Origin of the sequence: Bradyrhizobium sp. U87765 SZCCT0048, assembly GCF_018131225.1 — a bacterium.
In the GTDB taxonomy this organism is placed as follows: domain Bacteria; phylum Pseudomonadota; class Alphaproteobacteria; order Rhizobiales; family Xanthobacteraceae; genus Bradyrhizobium_A.
In genome coordinates, this window is the sequence record NZ_JAFCMM010000006.1 from 213,298 (window position 1) to 230,329 (window position 17,032).

Annotated in this window: 14 protein-coding genes; 9 read left to right on the forward strand and 5 right to left on the reverse strand. The window is 67.8% G+C overall.

The window, feature by feature from the left end; all coding sequences use genetic code 11:
- Positions 1–260: 260 nt before the first annotated feature.
- Complete coding sequence (gene galE / locus JQ639_RS31140) at positions 261–1,268, reverse strand: UDP-glucose 4-epimerase GalE (RefSeq protein ID WP_211963691.1); 1,008 nt, start codon at positions 1,266–1,268, stop codon at positions 261–263.
- Between the two features lie 215 nt (positions 1,269–1,483).
- On the opposite strand from galE, the gene waaC reads away from it, so the two are divergent.
- A complete protein-coding gene (waaC, locus tag JQ639_RS31145) occupies positions 1,484–2,440 on the forward strand; it encodes a lipopolysaccharide heptosyltransferase I (protein WP_211963693.1) in 957 nt (318 codons plus the stop codon).
- 221 nt (positions 2,441–2,661) lie between these two features.
- On the opposite strand, the gene JQ639_RS31150 is transcribed toward waaC, so the two are convergent.
- From JQ639_RS31150 to waaF, 3 genes are all read right to left on the reverse strand, one after another.
- Positions 2,662–3,201 (reverse strand): D-glycero-alpha-D-manno-heptose-1,7-bisphosphate 7-phosphatase, encoded by a 540-nt coding sequence (locus JQ639_RS31150; protein WP_211963695.1) that lies wholly within the window; start codon positions 3,199–3,201, stop codon positions 2,662–2,664.
- Complete coding sequence (locus tag JQ639_RS31155; protein WP_211963697.1) at positions 3,198–3,803, reverse strand: D-sedoheptulose 7-phosphate isomerase; 606 nt, start codon at positions 3,801–3,803, stop codon at positions 3,198–3,200. The genes JQ639_RS31150 and JQ639_RS31155 overlap by 4 nt, the downstream gene beginning before the upstream one ends.
- A gap of 64 nt (positions 3,804–3,867) precedes the next feature.
- Positions 3,868–4,953, reverse strand: coding sequence for a lipopolysaccharide heptosyltransferase II (gene waaF / locus JQ639_RS31160; protein WP_211963699.1), 1,086 nt, complete (start codon positions 4,951–4,953; stop codon positions 3,868–3,870).
- Positions 4,954–5,214: 261 nt separating this feature from the next.
- On the opposite strand from waaF, the gene rfaD reads away from it, so the two are divergent.
- From rfaD to JQ639_RS31180, 4 genes are read left to right on the forward strand one after another with little or no spacing between them, the layout of a single operon-like run.
- Positions 5,215–6,195, forward strand: coding sequence for an ADP-glyceromanno-heptose 6-epimerase (rfaD, locus tag JQ639_RS31165; protein ID WP_211963701.1), 981 nt, complete (start codon positions 5,215–5,217; stop codon positions 6,193–6,195).
- A 32-nt stretch (positions 6,196–6,227) separates the two neighbouring features.
- Positions 6,228–7,700 carry a D-glycero-beta-D-manno-heptose-7-phosphate kinase gene (gene rfaE1, locus JQ639_RS31170; RefSeq protein ID WP_211963703.1) on the forward strand — a complete coding sequence of 491 codons (1,473 nt, stop codon included), beginning with the start codon at positions 6,228–6,230 and terminating at the stop codon, positions 7,698–7,700.
- On the forward strand, positions 7,697–9,013 hold the full coding sequence (locus tag JQ639_RS31175; protein WP_349644657.1) for an O-antigen ligase family protein: 1,317 nt from the start codon (positions 7,697–7,699) through the stop codon (positions 9,011–9,013). Before rfaE1 ends, JQ639_RS31175 begins: the two co-directional genes overlap by 4 nt.
- Complete coding sequence (locus tag JQ639_RS31180) at positions 9,010–10,920, forward strand: nucleoside-diphosphate sugar epimerase/dehydratase (RefSeq protein WP_211963705.1); 1,911 nt, start codon at positions 9,010–9,012, stop codon at positions 10,918–10,920. The genes JQ639_RS31175 and JQ639_RS31180 overlap by 4 nt, the downstream gene beginning before the upstream one ends.
- Here JQ639_RS31180 and JQ639_RS31185 read toward each other — a convergent pair.
- A complete protein-coding gene (locus JQ639_RS31185; protein WP_211965035.1) occupies positions 10,917–11,939 on the reverse strand; it encodes an MraY family glycosyltransferase in 1,023 nt (340 codons plus the stop codon). The two genes, JQ639_RS31180 and JQ639_RS31185, sit on opposite strands and share 4 nt — an antisense overlap.
- Before the next feature lie 280 nt (positions 11,940–12,219).
- On the opposite strand from JQ639_RS31185, the gene JQ639_RS31190 reads away from it, so the two are divergent.
- From JQ639_RS31190 to JQ639_RS31205, 4 genes are all read left to right on the forward strand, one after another.
- Positions 12,220–13,521, forward strand: a complete 1,302-nt coding sequence (locus JQ639_RS31190) for a glycosyltransferase family 61 protein (protein ID WP_211963707.1) — start codon at positions 12,220–12,222, stop codon at positions 13,519–13,521.
- A gap of 73 nt (positions 13,522–13,594) precedes the next feature.
- Positions 13,595–14,770 (forward strand): ATP-grasp domain-containing protein, encoded by a 1,176-nt coding sequence (locus tag JQ639_RS31195; protein ID WP_211963708.1) that lies wholly within the window; start codon positions 13,595–13,597, stop codon positions 14,768–14,770.
- Positions 14,770–15,927 carry a Gfo/Idh/MocA family protein gene (locus JQ639_RS31200; protein WP_211963709.1) on the forward strand — a complete coding sequence of 386 codons (1,158 nt, stop codon included), beginning with the start codon at positions 14,770–14,772 and terminating at the stop codon, positions 15,925–15,927. Before JQ639_RS31195 ends, JQ639_RS31200 begins: the two co-directional genes overlap by 1 nt.
- On the forward strand, positions 15,924–17,009 hold the full coding sequence (locus JQ639_RS31205) for an FkbM family methyltransferase (protein WP_211963710.1): 1,086 nt from the start codon (positions 15,924–15,926) through the stop codon (positions 17,007–17,009). Before JQ639_RS31200 ends, JQ639_RS31205 begins: the two co-directional genes overlap by 4 nt.
- Positions 17,010–17,032: the final 23 nt, after the last annotated feature.

Below are 17,032 nucleotides of genomic sequence, written 5' to 3' on the forward strand. Positions count from 1 at the left end.
AAACAGGCGCACATGGTTCCCGCCGGGAACCGGTTGCGGGCCGGGCCATGCGGGCGGCGTTCGGCCGAGCCCTTGTCGGGCGCAGAACGCGTGTCCCGTGCCGGACAGGCCGGGGAGCGCGCGGCCCGTGTCGTGGCCAGGTTCGTGCGAAGCGCGTGCCTCAATGCCCGCGTGGGCGGGGTTTTTCAAGCCAAATCAGGGCTTGACGCCGGCCGGAGCGGTGCCCCGCGGTGTGGTCCGGGCGGCTTGCGGACGGCGAATCAGGCGCTGGCGGCCCGGTTTGTGCCGCGCTCCTGCAGCAGCTTCTCTTCCCATGCCAGGGCATGGGCGGCGATGGAGTCGAGGTCGTCGTGGCGCGGCGTCCAGTCGAGGGTGCTGCGGATGCGGCGGGTGTCGGCGATCATGGTCATGATGTCGCCGGCGCGGCGCTCGGCATGCTGCACGGCAAAGCTGCGGCCGGAGACGCGGCGCACGGCCTCGATGACCTCGATCACCGAGTAGCCGCGGCCGTAGCCGCAGTTCAGCGTCGTCGAGGGGCCGCCATGATCGAGATAGCCGAGCGCGGCGCGGTGGGCATCTGCCAGATCGCTGACATGGATGAAGTCGCGGATGCAGCTGCCGTCGGGGGTCGGGTAGTCGGTGCCGTAGATGTCGATCTTGGCGCGCTGGCCGGTGGCGGCTTCCACCGCGATCTTGAGCAGGTGCGTGGCGCCTTGCGTCGCGAGGCCGATGCGGCCCTGCGGATCGGCGCCGGCGACGTTGAAGTAGCGCAGCACCACATAGTTCATGCCGTGGGCGGTGGCGACGTCGTGCAGCATGATTTCGGTCATCAGCTTCGACATGCCGTAGGGCGACAGCGGCCGCGTCGGCGCTTCCTCGACGACCGGCATCTGGTCGGGATTGCCGTAGACCGCGGCGGTCGACGAGAAGATGAAGCGGGGGATGTTGCACTTCACGGCGACGTTGAGCAGGTTGCGCGTCGTCATGGTGTTGTTGCGGTAGTAGCCGAGCGGGTCGCGCAGCGACTCCGGCACCACGACCGAGCCAGCGAAATGGATGATGGAATCGACGTGATGGGCGGCGATCACGCCCTCGACGAGATTTTCGTCGGCGACGTCGCCGATGAACAGCGGCACGCCATCGGGAATGAAGTGCGAGAAGCCGGTCGACAGGTTGTCGATGACCACGACGCTTTCGCCGGCCTCCGCCAGCGCCAGAACCGTGTGGCTGCCGATATAGCCGGCCCCGCCGGTGACAAGAACGGTCATGCGATCACCTCATTCCGGCGGTGGCCGGGTCGCGGCCGCCGCATCTCAAGTCGGCCGGCGAATGCTCCGGCGTTGGCGCGACTGTGCATCGCGCGTGGTCGATATCAGGTATAAGGCAGCCGGCGCGGGGCGCATTTCTGTGGCTTTTTGCGCTCGAAACCGCTTTATGGTTTCCAAACCGTAACGCCGATGGTGTGCTTTTCCCGAAATCACGCATGTCCAACGTCCTGATCATCAAGACCTCTTCGCTCGGCGACGTCGTGCACCAGATGCCGGCGATGACGGACCTGCGCCGCGCGTATCCCGATGCGCGGGTGACATGGGTGGTGGAGGAGGCGTTCGCGCCGCTGGCGCGGCTGCATCCGGCGGTCGATGCGGTGCTGCCGGTGGCGACGCGGCGCTGGCGAAAGCAATTGTTTCAGGCCGCGACATGGCGCGACTTCGCGGCGTTCCGCGCGGCGCTGCGCGCGGTGAACGCGCAGACGGTGGTCGACACCCAGGGGTTGCTGCGTTCGGCGCTCATCGTGCATTTCACCACCGGCGAGCGTCACGGCTATGACCGCGACAGTATCCGCGAGCCGATCGCGTCGCGCTTCTACGACGTCACCCATCGCGTCAGCCGCGCGCTCCATGCGGTGACGCGCAACCGCCTGCTGACCGCGGCAAGTCTCGGCTATCAGGCGAGCGAAGTGATCGACTATGGCCTCGAGCGGCCGCTGCGCGATGGCGGCGCGCCGTATGCGGTGCTGCTGCACGGCACCTCGCGCGCCAGCAAGGAGTGGCGCGAGGTCGACTGGATCGGGCTCGGCAAATGGCTCGCGGCACGCGGCTTCGCGGTGCTGCTGCCATGGGGCAACGCGGCCGAGGAGGTGCGGGCGACGCGGCTTGCGGCGGCGATCCCCGGCGCCAGGGTGCTGCAGCGCCAGCCGCTCGATGCGACGGCGAAGGTGATCGCGGGCGCCGCGCTGGTCGTCGGCGTCGACACCGGATTGCTGCATCTCGCCGCCGCCTACGGCGTGCCGTTGCTTGCGATCTTCCTCGCCACTGATCCCGGCCTCACCGGGCCGGTCGGCCGTGGGCCGATCACCGTGCTCGGCGGCAAGGGGCAGTATCCGTCGTTCGTGCAGGCGACGGAGGTGCTGGAGCAGCAGGTGCTGCCGTCGGTGCTCTAGCATCCTGATGATTTCAGGCGTGTCGTCCGTCACCCTGAGGTCGCCATGCGTAGCATGGCCCTTGAAGGGCGACGGCCCGTGCAGCAATTCCGTGGCCGTTCATCCTTCGAGGCGCGCAAGTGCGCGCACCTCGGGATGACGGATTTTGAAGATGACGGATTGCGCTCAATACAGCTTGATCAGGTCGTCTCGATCAGGTCGCCTTGATCAAGTCGTCTTGATCAAGTCCTGGGGGCGCTGAGCAGCTCGGCAACGAAGGCGTCGAGATCGCCGCCGGAAAACTTGATGCCCCTGATCCCGGCGGCGGTCGCCGCGTCGATGTCGCTGTCCTTGTCGCCGATCATGAAGCTGTTCGCGGTGTCCACCGGCCATTGCGCCATCAGGTCGAGCAGCATGCCGGGCTTCGGCTTGCGCCAGTCGCTGTCGCGGCGATAGCGCGGCAGCGGCGCCTGCGGGTGGTCGGGGCAGTAGCGGATGTCGTCGATGCGTGCCCCGTCGCGGGCCAGTTCCTGGCGCATCCACGCGTGCAGCGCGCGGACGTCATCCTCGCCGAACATCCCGCGCGCCACGCCCGACTGGTTGGTGACGACGAACACGAGATAGCCGGCGTCGTTGAGGCGGCGCACGGCGCGTGCCGCGCCGTCGATCCAGCGGATGCGGTCGCTGTGCCCGATATAGTCGTCGTCGTGATTGAGGACACCGTCGCGGTCAAGGAAGGCGGCGGGCCGCGGCGCGGTCGTGCCGGCGGCGCGCGCGCTCATGCCCTGGGGCTGGCGGCGGCCGCGCCGGCAAGCAGGCCCTGCTCGATCTCGTCGCAGATGGCGTGGCCGGCCACCATGTGGATCTGCTGGATCACCGCTGTGTCCTCGCTCGGCGACACCAGCAGCAGATCGCAGTGCTCGCGCATCGCCTCGCCCTTCAGGCCGGTGAAGCCGATGGTGGTAAGGCCCTTGGCGCGCGCCAGCTTCAGCGCCGCGATGACGTTCGGCGACTTGCCGGAGGTGGAAAAGCCCCAGAACACGTCGCCGCGCTGGCCGAGGCCCTGCACCTGGCGCGCGAACACCTGCTCGAAGCCGTAGTCGTTGGCGATGGCGGTGAGCGCCGAGGTGTCGGTGGTCAGCGCGATCGCGGCCCAGCCGGGCCGGTCGACCTTGTAGCGGCCGACGATCTCGGCGGCGAGGTGCTGGGCGTCGCCGGCGCTGCCGCCGTTGCCGGCCATCAGCACCTTGTTGCCGGCCTGCAATGCCTTGACGCAGGCCGTTGCGATGGCGTGCGCAGTGTGCAGCAGCGCGTCGTCGCAGGCCGCCTCGGTCATGGCCGCCAGCGAGCTCTGGAAATGGGCTGCGATCCGGTACTGGCTCAAGGGAAGCTCCGCCTCAAGGGAATGCGCTGAAGTGGTACTGGCCGTGCGCGAAAGGCGCAAGCGGTCAGGTCGGCTGCGGCGTCGCCGCAAGGCCGAGGCCTGCGAGGATGTCGGTGGCTGCGGTCATGACCGTTGCAGCGCTGATGTCGGTCATGCAGCGATGGTGGCTCATGGCGCACACCGGCTTGTGGCACGGCTGGCACGACAGTTTGGTGTCGCACTGGATGGTGGCGGCGAGGCCGTTGAGCGGCGCCCAGTGGTAGGGGCTGGTCGGGCCGAAGATCCCGACCGAGGGCGTGCCTGCGGCGGCGGCGACGTGCAGCAGCCCCGAATCGTTGGAGACGGCGAGGCGCGCGGCGGCGAGCGCCAGGATGCCGTTGCGCAGGTCCGTGCCAGTGAGGTCGCGCGCCCGCGCGCCGCCGGCGGCCACGATGGCGTCGGCGAGCGGTTTTTCCCCGGGGCCGCCGACGACCCAGACATCGATGCCGCGGGCGGTGAGCTGCCGGGCGAGCTCGGGATAGGCCGTCCAGCGCTTGGAGGGGCCGACCGCGCCGGGGGCGAGCGCCACCGCCGGACCGTCGCCGAGGCCGTTCCTGGCCCGCCAGGCGGCCGCCTCGGCGGCGGGAACGACCATTCGGGGCGGCGGCCAGTCCATGGTCAGGTGGGTGCGAGGCGGCAGTGTCAGGGCGACCTTCTTGTCGATCAGGCGCGGCAGAGCGCGCTCGCCCCAGCGCCAGTCGTTGATCAGGCCGAACCGGACCTCGCCGACGAAGCCGACCCGCTCGGGGATGCCGGCGAGCGCCGGCGCGATCGCGCACTTCCAGGTGCGCGGCATCATCAGTGCGGTTCCATAGCCCTCGGCGCGCAGGACCTGGGCGAGCTCCCACTGCTGCCTGAGGGCGAGGCGGCTGCGCGGCAGGTTCCAAACGATGCCCTTGCGCACCCCCGGCATGTAGTCGAGCAGGGGGGCGACCAGGCTGGTCGCCAGGATATCGACCGGGCGGTTGGGCCAGCGCTGCTTGAGCACCCGCACCACCGTGTGGCCGCGCACGAAATCGCCAATCCACATATAGGGGACGATCAGGAGGGGCCGGGTGTCGGACGGGTCGACCAGCGACGGATCCAGCTTAAATTGTGAATCTTTGTTCATAATTCTTCGACTGTCCCACATCCGGCGGGCCGGGACCGAGGCGCGGAACGCTTCGGCCGGCCCCCGCCGGTTATCGCCTGCCGCGGGCGGCGTCCAGTGGCGCGGCGAGAAATGTTGAGGCCAAGGCCTGTCCCAGGACCGGTCCCAAGGTCCGCTCCAGGACCCGTCCCCAGAACGGTGCGCGAATGATACCGGACGTGAGTTGCCTGCCGGCCGGGTCTGGGGCAAAGGTGGCCCCCGCAACGTAAAACTGGAACTGTCATGCTGCTGGTGACCGGTGGGGCCGGATTTATCGGATCGAATGTCGTGGCCGCGCTCAACGACGCCGGCCGCGCCGATGTCGCGGTCTGCGATCATCTGGGCAGTGACGGCAAGTGGCGCAACCTCGCCAAGCGCCAGCTCGCCGACATCGTGCCGCCGGCCGAGCTGATGAGCTGGCTGCAGGGGCGGCGGATCGAGGCCATCATCCATCTCGGCGCGATCTCCGAGACCACGGCGACCGACGGCGATCTCGTCATCGACACCAACTTCCGCCTGTCGCTCAAGCTGCTCGACTGGTGCACGGCCAATGCGACGCCGCTGATCTATGCGTCGTCGGCCTCGACCTATGGCGACGGCGAGGAGGGCTTCGTCGATGATGGCTCGGTCGAGGCGCTCAAGCGGCTGCGGCCGATGAACCTCTACGGCTGGAGCAAGCACCTGTTCGATCTCGCGGTGCTCGGCCGTCTCGAGAACGGCGACAAGCTGCCGCCGCAGTGGGCCGGCCTGAAGTTCTTCAACGTGTTCGGCCCGAACGAATATCACAAGGGCACGATGGCCAGCGTGCTGGCGCGGCGCTTCGAGGACATCCGCAGCGGCCGCGAGGTCCAGCTGTTCAAGTCGCATCGCGACGGCATCGCCGACGGCGACCAGCGCCGCGATTTCATCTATGTCGACGACGTCGTGCGGGTGATCATGTGGCTGCTGTCGCGCCGCTCGGTCAGCGGGCTGTTCAATGTCGGCACCGGCCATGCCCGCAGCTTCCGCGACCTGATGCTCGCCGGCTATGCCGCGCTCGGCCGCACGCCGAACATCAGCTACGTCGACATGCCCGAGCAGATCCGCGGCAGTTACCAGTATTTCACGCAGGCCAGCGTCGATCGCCTGCTCGCCGCGGGCTACAATGGCGGCTTCACCTCGCTGGAGGACGCTGTCGGCGCCTACGTGAAGGACTTTCTCGACCAGGCCGATCGCTACCGCTGATCGGGCCAACCTCAAGGATACGGACGCTTTAAATGTTCGATTTCGACGCGCTCGCGGGCGCCATGGTCCGGCAGACGGTGCTGTGCATCGGCGACCTGATGCTTGACGAGTTCGTCTATGGCGAGGTGTCGCGTATCTCGCCGGAAGCGCCGGCGCCGGTGATCGCGGTCCAGCGCAGCGAGACCAATGTCGGCGGCGCCGGCAACGTCGCGCGCAACATCGCGAGCCTCGGCGCGCGGTGCCTGTTCGTCGGCCTCGTCGGTGCCGATGCCGCGGGCGACGTGCTGCGTGCGGCGCTGGCGCGCGAGCCGCAGATCGAGCCGCTGCTGGTGACGGATTCGGCACGGCCGACGACGCGTAAGGTGCGCTACGTGTCGGAACATTTCTCGACCCACATGCTGCGCGCCGACTGGGAGCGCGCCGCGCCCGCGACCGAAGCGATCGAGCAGCAGCTGATCGACACCGCGCTCGCGGCGCTGCCGCGCGCCGACATCGTACTGCTGTCGGACTACGCCAAGGGCGTGCTGACGGCGCGGGTGATCCGTCATGTCATCGACGCCGCGCGCAAGCTCGGCAAGCGGGTGATCGTCGATCCCAAGAGCGCCAACTTCGCGATCTACCGCGGCGCGACGCTGCTCACCCCGAACCGCAAGGAATTCGCCGAGGCGAGCCGCAGCCGCGCCGGCAGCGATGCCGAGATCGCCACCGCCGCGCGCGAACTGATGCTGCTCGCCGACTGCGAGGCGATGCTGGTGACCCAGAGCGAGCATGGCATGACGCTGGTGCCCGGCGAGGGCGCGCCGGTGCATGTGCCGGCGCAGCCGGTCAAGGTGCGCGACGTCTCCGGCGCCGGCGACACCGTCGCCGCAGCGCTGGCGGTGGCGCTCGCCGCAGGCGCCGACTGGGAAGAGGCGCTGCGCTGCGCCGCCGCCGCCGCCGCTGTCGCAGTCAGCAAGCGCGGCACCGCGACGGTGGCGCTGTCGGAGCTGCGCGGCCGCATTCTGCCGCCGGCCTCGCTCGCCGCCGAGCAGAAGATCGCAGGGACCCCCGCCGATCTCGACGTCCGCCTCGCGGAGTGGCGCGAGGAGGGCTTGCGCATCGGCTTCACCAACGGCTGCTTCGATATCCTGCATCCCGGCCATGTCCGGGTGCTGACCCAGGCGCGCGCCGCCTGCGATCGTCTGGTGCTCGGCCTCAACAGCGACGCTTCGGTGAAACGCCTCAAGGGCGAGGGGCGACCGGTGCAGAACGAACTGTCGCGCGCCGAGGTGCTGGCGGCGCTGGAGGCGGTCGATCTGGTCGTGATCTTCGAGGAGGATACCCCGCTCGACCTCATCAAGCAGGTGCGGCCCGCCGTGCTGGTCAAGGGCGGCGACTACACCCGCGAGCAGGTGGTCGGCCACGAGGTGGTCGAGGCCTATGGCGGCGAGGTGGTGCTCGTCGACATCCTGCAGGGCCACAGCACGACCTCGCTGGTGCAGCGCGCGCGCGAGGGGCGGACGTGAGCGAGGGCGTGATCGCGCGTGACGGCGCGGCCCCCGGCGGCGGGCGCCGCGGCCTGATGGCCGCGCTGCGCGACCCGGCGGTGCGCATGCGCAACACCGATATCTTCGCGGCGCTGGCCGCCGCCTCGCTGCCGTGGTCGACGACCCCGCCGGCGGTGTTCATGGCGCTGTGGCTGGTGGCGCTGGCATTCACCGCGAACTGGCGCGAACTGCTGGCCTCGCTGCGCCGGCCGGCATGCTTCATGCCGCTGGTGTTCTTCGCGCTCGCGGTGGTCGGCACGCTATGGGCGCAGAGCCCGTGGCCGGAGCGGCTGCACGGCATCAACCCGGTGTCCAAGCTGCTGCTGATCCCGCTGCTGATCTACCACTTCGAGCGGTCGCAGCGCGGCCTGTGGGTGCTGGTGGCGTTCGTGGTGTCGTGCGCACTGCTGCTGGTGTGGTCCTATGTCGTGCTGGTGTTTCCCGCGCTGAAGCTCACCGTCACCGACGGCGTACCGGTGAAGAACTACATCGACCAGAGCCAGGAGTTCGCGCTGTGCATGTTCGCGCTGGCGGCGCCGGCGCTGACCCTCGTCCGCCGGCGGCAATGGGGCCTTGCGCTCGCCTGTGCGGTGCTGATGCTGGCGTTCTTCGTCAACATGATGTTCGTGGTGTCGGCGCGCACCGCGCTGGTCTACATGCCGGTGCTGCTGCTGCTGTTCGCGGTGCTGCATCTGCGCGCGCGGACCACGGTGCTGCTGTTCGCCGGTGCGGCGGTGGTCGCGGCTGCCGTGTGGTTCTCCTCGCCCTACCTGCGCGAGCGCGTCACCCATATCGGCGTCGAGTATGAAGGCTACCAGAACAACGAGATCACCTCGACGGCGCAGCGGCTCGGCTACTGGAAGCGGTCGCTGAAGTTCATCGCGCAGGCGCCGCTGGTCGGCAACGGCACCGGGGCGACCAAGCGGCTGTTCGAGCTCGATGCCGTCGGCAAGACCGGGCTCGCCGCCGACGTCATCGGCAACCCGCACAACCAGACGCTCAATGTCGCGGTGCAGTGGGGCGTGCTCGGCTGCATCGTGCTCTACGCCATGTGGATCGCCCATCTGCTGCTGTTCCGCGGCAACTCGCTCGTCGCCTATGTCGGCCTGCTGGTGGTGGTGGAGAATATGGTGAGCTCGCTGCTCAACTCCCACCTGTTCGATTTCCATGAGGGCTGGATGTATGTCATCGGCGTCGGGGTCGCCGGCGGCATGGCGCTGAAGGCGCGCCGCGAGGCGGCAGCCGGCGGAACGCCGCAGGCGGTCGCCGCGGCGGGGAGCGCGCGGCCATGATCCGCTTGTACCGCATGACCTGGCGCATGTGGCTGATCGCCCTGCACGACGTGCTGGCGACAGGCGCCGCCGTGCTCGTGGCATTCTATCTGCGCTTCGAAGGCTCGCGGCTGTTCGACCGCCTGCCGCTGCTGCTGTGGATGCTGCCGTACTTCCTGCTGTTCAGCTTCGTGGTCAGCTACCTGTTCCAGTTGACGGCGACCAAGTGGCGCTTCATCTCGCTGCCGGACCTGTTCAACATCCTGCGCGTTTCCACCGTGCTCGCGGTGGCGCTGCTGGTCGTCGACTACATCTTCCTGGCGCCGAACGTCTACGGCACGTTCTTCCTCGGCAAGACCACGATCATCCTCTACTGGTTCGTCCAGATCTTCTTCTTCAGCGGCGCGCGGCTTGCCTACCGCTATTTCCGCTACACCCGCACCCGCAGCCACGCCCGCGTGGTCGCCGCCGCGCCGGCGCTGCTGATCGGCCGCGCCGCCGACGCCGAGGTGCTGCTGCGCGCCATCGAGAACGGCGCGGTGAAGCGGCTGTGGCCGGTGGGCATGCTGTCGCCGTCGATGGCCGATCGCGGCCAGATCATCCGCGGCGTGCCGGTGCTCGGCGGGCTCGATGATCTCGGCGACGTCGCCGGCGACTTCGAGCGCCGCGGCAAGCCGTTCGACCGCGTGGTGATGCTGCCCTCGGCATTCGAGCCGGAGATGCAGCCGGAATCGGTGCTGATGCGGGCCCGCAAGCTCGGCCTCACCGTCAGCCGCCTGCCGTCGCTGGGCGAGAGCCGCGATACGCCGCAGCTCGCGCCGGTGGCGGTCGAGGACCTGCTGCTGCGGCCGAGCGTGCGGATCGACTATGCCCGTCTCGAGGCCCTGGTGAAGGGCAAGGCGGTGGTGGTGACCGGCGGGGGCGGTTCGATCGGCTCGGAAATCTGCGAGCGGGTGGTGACCTTCGGCGCCGCGCGTCTCCTCGTGATCGAGAATGCCGAGCCGGCGCTGCATGCGGTGACCGAGCAGCTCGCGCGTCGTGGCGCCGACGTGCAGATCGAGGGCCGTATCGCCGACATCCGCGACCGCGACCGTATCTTGCGGCTGCTGCAGGAATTCAGGCCGGACATCGTGTTCCATGCCGCCGCGCTCAAGCATGTGCCGATCCTTGAGCGCGACTGGGCGGAGGGCGTCAAGACCAACATCTTCGGCTCGGTCAATGTCGCCGATGCCGCGCTCGCCGCAGGCGCCGAGGCGATGGTGATGATCTCCACCGACAAGGCGATCGAGCCGGTGTCGATGCTGGGGCTGACCAAGCGCTTCGCCGAAATGTACTGCCAGGCGCTCGACCGCAAGCTGCAGGGCAAGGGCAACGGCAAGCCGCCGATGCGGCTGATCTCGGTGCGGTTCGGCAACGTGCTGGCGTCGAACGGCTCGGTGGTGCCGAAGTTCAAGGCGCAGATCGAGGCCGGCGGCCCCGTCACCGTCACCCATCCGGACATGGTGCGCTACTTCATGACCATCCGCGAGGCCTGCGACCTCGTGGTGACGGCGGCGACCCATGCGCTGCAGCCGCAGCGGCCGGACGTCTCGGTCTACGTGCTCAACATGGGCCAGCCGGTGAAGATCGTCGATCTCGCCGAGCGCATGATCCGCCTGTCGGGCCTGCAGGTCGGCTTCGACATCGAGATCGTGTTCACCGGCGTGCGCCCGGGCGAGCGGTTGCACGAGATCCTGTTCGCGCACCAGGAGCCGACCGCCGAGATCGGCATTCCCGGCATCGTCGCCGCCAAGCCGGCCGAACCGCCGCTGGAGACCCTGCGCGGCTGGCTGGCGGCGCTGGACAAGGCGGTGATCGCCGAGGATCGCAGCGTGATCGAGGGCGTGCTGCGCGATGCGGTGCCGGAGTTCGGAGCGGGACGGGCTTAGGTTTTGTTCCGTGGCCGCGCGAAGCGCGCCATCACGACGGCCACTGCGGCGGCGCCGAGGGACACCAGGGCGACGCCGGCGAGCGCGGAGGGCCATGCCAGCGACAGCGCAGCGAGCGCCGCCAGCACGAGGTTCAGCACGAACACCTGGCCGACGACCTCGATGACCGCAAAGCCGTTGTCGGTGGCGCGCTGGTAGAAGTGACTGCGGTGGGCCTCCCACACCTTCTCGCCGCGGCGCAGCCGCAGGCCGAGGGTGAGGGTGGCGTCGACGAGGTAATACAGCGGCAGCAGCAGCGCGGCGGCGAGGTGGCCGTTGCCGGCCAGCAGCACGAGGCCCCAGCCGGTGAGCAGGCCGAGCGGCAGGCTGCCGACGTCGCCCAGGAACAGCCGGGCGACCGGCCGGTTGAACGGCGCGAAGCCGATCAGCGCGCCGGCGAGGGCCAGCATGACCGGCAGGCTCTCCCCCGGCGCTGCGCCGACGGCGGCGAATGCCGCCAGCGCCGCGGTGACCGGAACGAGTTCGGCCACCGTCATCCAGTCCAGCCCGTCCATGAAATTGGTGAGGTTGACGAACCACAGCAGTCCGAGCGCCAGCACCGCGCGCTCCAGCCACAGCGGGCAGGGCGGCAGGATCCGCGCATCGCCCGGCAGGACGGCGATCACCGCCGCCACCGCCGCCGCCTGGAGCACCAGGCGGGGCAGCACCGGGATCGGCCGGAGGTCGTCCACGGTGCCGACCACGGCCAGCACGACGGCGGCCGCGAGCACCACGGCCCCGGGGGCCGCCAGCGCGCCGTGCAGGCCGCCGAGGCCCGCCAGGGCGACCGCGGCGATGGTGGCGGCGATGACGGCAATGCCGCCTCCCTGCGGGGTCGGGACCTTGTGGGACGACCGGGCATTGGGCCGGGCGAGGGCGTAGCGGACCAGCAGCGGCCGCAGCAGCACCGCCAGTGCCGCGCACAGCAGGGCGGCGGCCGGGGCGATGGCGAGGAGCAGGGCGGGGGGCGGCGAGGCGATCGTCACGGGGCGGCCGGGTGCGGTTCGGAGGTTTGTGCCGGGCCGGTGTTTCCGCTAGGAGTGCGGCCCGGAGGCGGGGTCTGCCGGGTATGCAACGCCCGCCCGGGAAAGCCAAGCATCGGTAGGGCCGGTGGAGTCCCTCTGGAAGGGTCCGCGTCCAGGGGGCCTTTTTCCCCGGGGCCTGGCGATGGTCTCCACGTCTTGCGCTGCGGGCGGCAGGCTGCCCCACGGGCGGGCCCAGGCGGCCGGGACGTTTCGGGCAAGTCAGAGTCGGGTGGTGATGGGGAAGATCGTCTCGAACGGCTTGCGAATCTATCGCAAGTATCTCGCTCAGTATTTCGTCTTCCGGCTGGGCCGCGAGATCGCGCTGGCGGGCTACCGCGCGCTCTTCCGCCTCGGCTGTCGCCTGCGCCGCGGCGATACGATCGCCACCTACAGGCTGGTCGCGTTTTCCGAATTTCAGCGCCGGTCGCATCCGAAGACGGTGCCGGTGGCGCCGGCCGAGCATCTCGTCCTGCCGCCGCCGCAGTTCATCGGCGCGCCGCAAGGGGCTCATGTGCTTAGCGGATCGATCGCGATCGATGTGCCGGAGGCGCGCATCATCGAGATCGCCGATGCGATGGTGGTCGGCGGCACGAGTTTTGTCCTTGCGCAGGGCTGCGCCATTCATCCGGACCTGCTCGCGCCGAAGACCGAGGAATCCCCGGCCGAAATCCGGGGCTTCATCAAGCTCGATTCGGCACGCGAGCGCATGACGTCCTATTTCGGTGCGGCTGCGCGGACGCTGCCGCGCGCGATCAACCTCCTGGGGCAGAGCGCGGGCAACTACGCGCACTGGATGACCGAGATCGCACCGCGGCTGGCGATTCTCGATGCGTCGCCGGACTACGATGATTGGCCGTTGCTTGTCGATGGCTGGATTCACCGCAACATGCGGGACGCTGTCGCAATTCTGTCACGGAAGGCGCGACCGATGATTCTGGTGGAGCGCTGGCAGCCGGTGAACGTCGGCGTGCTCGCGGACGTTTCGGCCACGGGCTACGAGCCGTACATCCCGCACAAGCTCAGCAACAAGCCGCATCCGGCCTACAAGAACTGCTTCTCGCGCTTCGCGCTGGATTCGCTGCGGACGGTCGCGCGGGGCGCGGATCTTTCGCCGGAAGGCGCCGGACCGGAGAAGATCTATCTGCACCGGGGCGCCGGCAGCACCAACGCCCGCGGCTTGAGCAACGTTGCCGAGATCGAGCGGATCATGGTCGAGAACGGCTTTCATCTCGTCGATCCCGGCCGGCTTGGTTTTGCCGAGCAGGTTCGTTTGTGCAGAAATGCACGGGTCATCGCTGCGCCGGTCGGGGCCAGTCTCGCCAACATGATCTTTGCGCCTTCGGGAGCGCTTATTGTTGCTCTCAAGCCATATTATGAACAGAGCAATGATTATTACTACGCGGTGCTGTCTGGGGTACTTGGACACCATCTGTTGTTCGTGTTAGGCCAACCATCATCCCAACGGGCGCACCCAATTCACAATGCCTATCACATCGACCCCGGAACCTTGAGCGAGGCGCTGAAAGCGCGCCCTTGAGCTCGAGACCCTGCTGGCCGGGTGCCGGGCACTCCCCGTGGTTCCAAATGAAGTCCTTGGAAACGAACGTTAAATGAGCAAGATCGCGTTACTCGTCGGCAGCAGCTTCAGTGCAGCGCCCCTGTTCTTTGCGTTGAAGCGCCGCGGCCTGGAGGTCTGGGTGTGCGGCAACGCCAAGGACGATCCCTGCCATCAGTACGCCGATCGTTCGTTCTACTTTGACTATTCCGTGACAGCGGAACTCGCCAATTTTCTGAAAAACGCGACGATCGATTACCTCGTTCCGAGCTGCAACGACTATTCCTATATGTCCTGCGCGGCGCTCGCGGGGCAGTACGGTTTCCCCGGTTTCGACCAGCTCGACGTCGCCGAGATTCTTCACACCAAGGTCAGCTTCCGCAAGTTCACCGAGGCGCACGGCATTCCGGCGCCGCGCGCACGCCAGGTGCGCTCGGTCGACGAGGTCGGCGCGTTCGATCTGGCGCAGCCGCTGCTGTTCAAGCCGGACGACAGCTTCAGCGGCCGCGGCATGACCAAGACCTCGGCCGATGCGGATCTGTCGTCCGTGATCGCGCAGGCGCTGAAGGTGTCGCGTTCCGGCCAGGTGCTGGTCGAGGAGTTCGTGGAGGGTAATCTCCACAGCCATACTGCGTTCATCGAGGACGGCGACATCGCCTTCGATACGTTCGTCGACGAGTTCTGCACGGTCTATCCGTTTCAGGTCGACTGCTCGAACCATCCGACGCGGCTGTCGGACGCCATCAAGGAGGCGGTGCGGGTCGCGATCCGGCGTCTCGTGACCGCACTGAAGCTCAACGACGGGCTGCTGCATACCCAGTTCATCAGCAACGGCAGCGATGTCTGGCTGATCGAGTGCATGCGCCGTTGCCCGGGCGATCTCTACGGCGGCCTCGTCGAGCGCTCGATGGGCGTCGCCTACCACGACCTCGTCGTCGCCAAGTATCTCGGCGAGCGCTACGCAGTGCCGCCGCGCAACGACGTCCTCAAGCCCTACAGCCGCCACACCATCTCGGTGACGGAGCAGGTCGTCGCTCACTCCTTCAGCCAGAACGTGCCGGCGAAAAACGTCGAGGTCGTTCAGCTCATGATCAGCGGCGAGGTGCTCAAGCCCGCGCCTTACGGCAAGCTCGCCATTCTGTTCGCCGAGCATCACTCCCGCGAGGAGATGCTGCAGGTCGCGCCGCAATGGGCGAGCCACATTACCATTCAGTCGCTGGAGCGCGCGTGATGCAGCAGCGCAACGGCGGGCGGCGCAAGCTGCAGGTGGCGTTTCTCGGCGGCAGCACCGATTCCGCCATCGGCCAGGTGCATCGCATCGCGATCGAGATGGATCAGCGTTACGAGCTGGTCGCCGGCTGCTTCAGCCGCAAGAGCGAGCCGAACCTGCGGACCGCGGATGCCTATGGTGTCGCGCACGATCGCGTCTATGGCTCGCTCGACGACATGCTCGCCGCCGAGCGCGCGCGCCTCGATGCCATCCTGGTTCTGACGCCGACCGATCAGCATCGCGACCAGGTGCTGGCGTGCATCGCCAGCGGCGTGCCGGTGATCTGCGAGAAGGCGCTGGCGGCGTCGAGCGCCGATGCGCGGCAAATCAAGGCTGCCCTCGACAAGAACAGCGGCTTTCTCGCGGTGACCTACAACTACACCGGCTACCCGATGCTGCGGGAGCTGCGCCATCTGATCGAGCAGGGGCGCTTCGGCGCCATCAGCCAGATCCATGTCGAGATGCCCCAGGAGGGCTTTGCCCGGCTCGACGCCAGGGGCAATCGCCCCTCGCCGCAGGACTGGCGGCTGCGTGACGGCCGCAGCATTCCCACGGTGTCGCTCGACCTCGGCACGCATGTCCACAGCCTGACCAAGTTCCTGACCGGCGAGAGCCCGCGCGAACTCGTCGCCATCCAGGACAGCTTCGGTCATTTCGACCAGGTCGCGGACAACGTGTTGTGCATCGCCCGCTACAGCGGCGAACTGACCTCCAATGTGTGGTACGGCAAGAGCGCGCTGGGCTTTCGCAACGGCCTGCGGCTGCGGCTGTTCGGCCGCAACGGCGCCGCCGAGTGGCATCAGGAACATCCGGAGTACCTGCATCTCGCCGATGTCGCCGGCCACAAGTCGACCCTCGATCGCGGCAGCGGCGAGGCGACGGTCGCCAACCAGGCCCGCTACACCCGTTTCAAGGTCGGTCATCCCGCCGGCTTCATCGAGGCGTTCGCCAACTACTACACCGATGTCGCCGATGCGCTCGAAGCCTATCACCGCGACAACGGCGCGCCGTTTCCGCCCTACGTGTTCGGCATCGATGCCGCGCTGGAGGGACTGAACATGCTGGAAGCCATCACGTCGTCCTCCACCAAGAAGAGCTGGGTAAGCGTTTCAACATGAAGCTGATCGTCGAAGAGGCCGGCAGGCGGGAATGGGCCGATGCCGCGCAGGCGTTCTGCCGCGAGTTCGTGCGCGATAACGGGCGCAAGAAGTACATCTTCGGCTGCAACGCCTATGGCCACGACCTCGTCGCGCAGGTCAAGGTCGACGGTTTCATCGACGATTTCTCGAAGAACGACACGTTCCTCGGTCTGCCGATCGTCAAGACGTCAGCCGTTCCGAAGGATGCCATGGTGCTGATCGCCTCGGGCGGCAGCCCGTTCACGGTCATGCGCCATCTCGATGCGTTCGGTCTCCAGCACCTCGACTATTTCGCGTTCTACAAATGGTCCGGACTGCCCGTCCGCGAACTGGTGTTCAACGAGGGCTTTGCCACCGAATTCGCCGCCAATCGCGCCGAGTATGACCGGGTCTTCGCGGCACTGGCGGACGACGAGTCGCGCCAGGTGTTCCAAAAGCTGGTGAACTTCCGCGTCAGTCACGACCTCGACAATCTTCGCGGCTTCACCTCGCGCGAGGACGTGCAGTATTTCGAGCCGTTTCTGGCGCTCGCGCGCGGTGGAGAGACGTTCGTCGATGTCGGCTGTTTCGACGGGCATACCAGCCTCGAATTCATCAAGCACTGCCCGGACTACCGTGCGATCCACGTGTTCGAGCCGGAGCAGAAGAACATCGACGTCTGCAAGGCGCGTCTCGCCGGACGCCCCAATGTGCACTTCCATGCCTGCGGCCTGTCGGACCGCAAGGAGAGGCTGCACTTCAGCGCCGGCGGCTCGACCTCGCATATCGACGCGCAGGGCGAACTGGTCATCGAGGTCGATCGGCTCGACGACGTCATCAACGATACGCCGACCTTCGTGAAGATGGATATCGAGGGCGCGGAGCTGAAAGCGATCGCGGGCGCGAAGGCGACGATTGCAGCGGCCCATCCGCGCCTTGCGATCTCGGTCTATCACAATGCCGGTGACTTCTGGCGCATCCCGCAGGCGATCCTCGCCGTGCGAGGCGACTATGATCTTTACATGCGGCACTACACGGAAACGATTTACGAGACCGTGATGTTCTTCATTCCGAAACATTAGGACAATAATCTGTAGTGATGTCC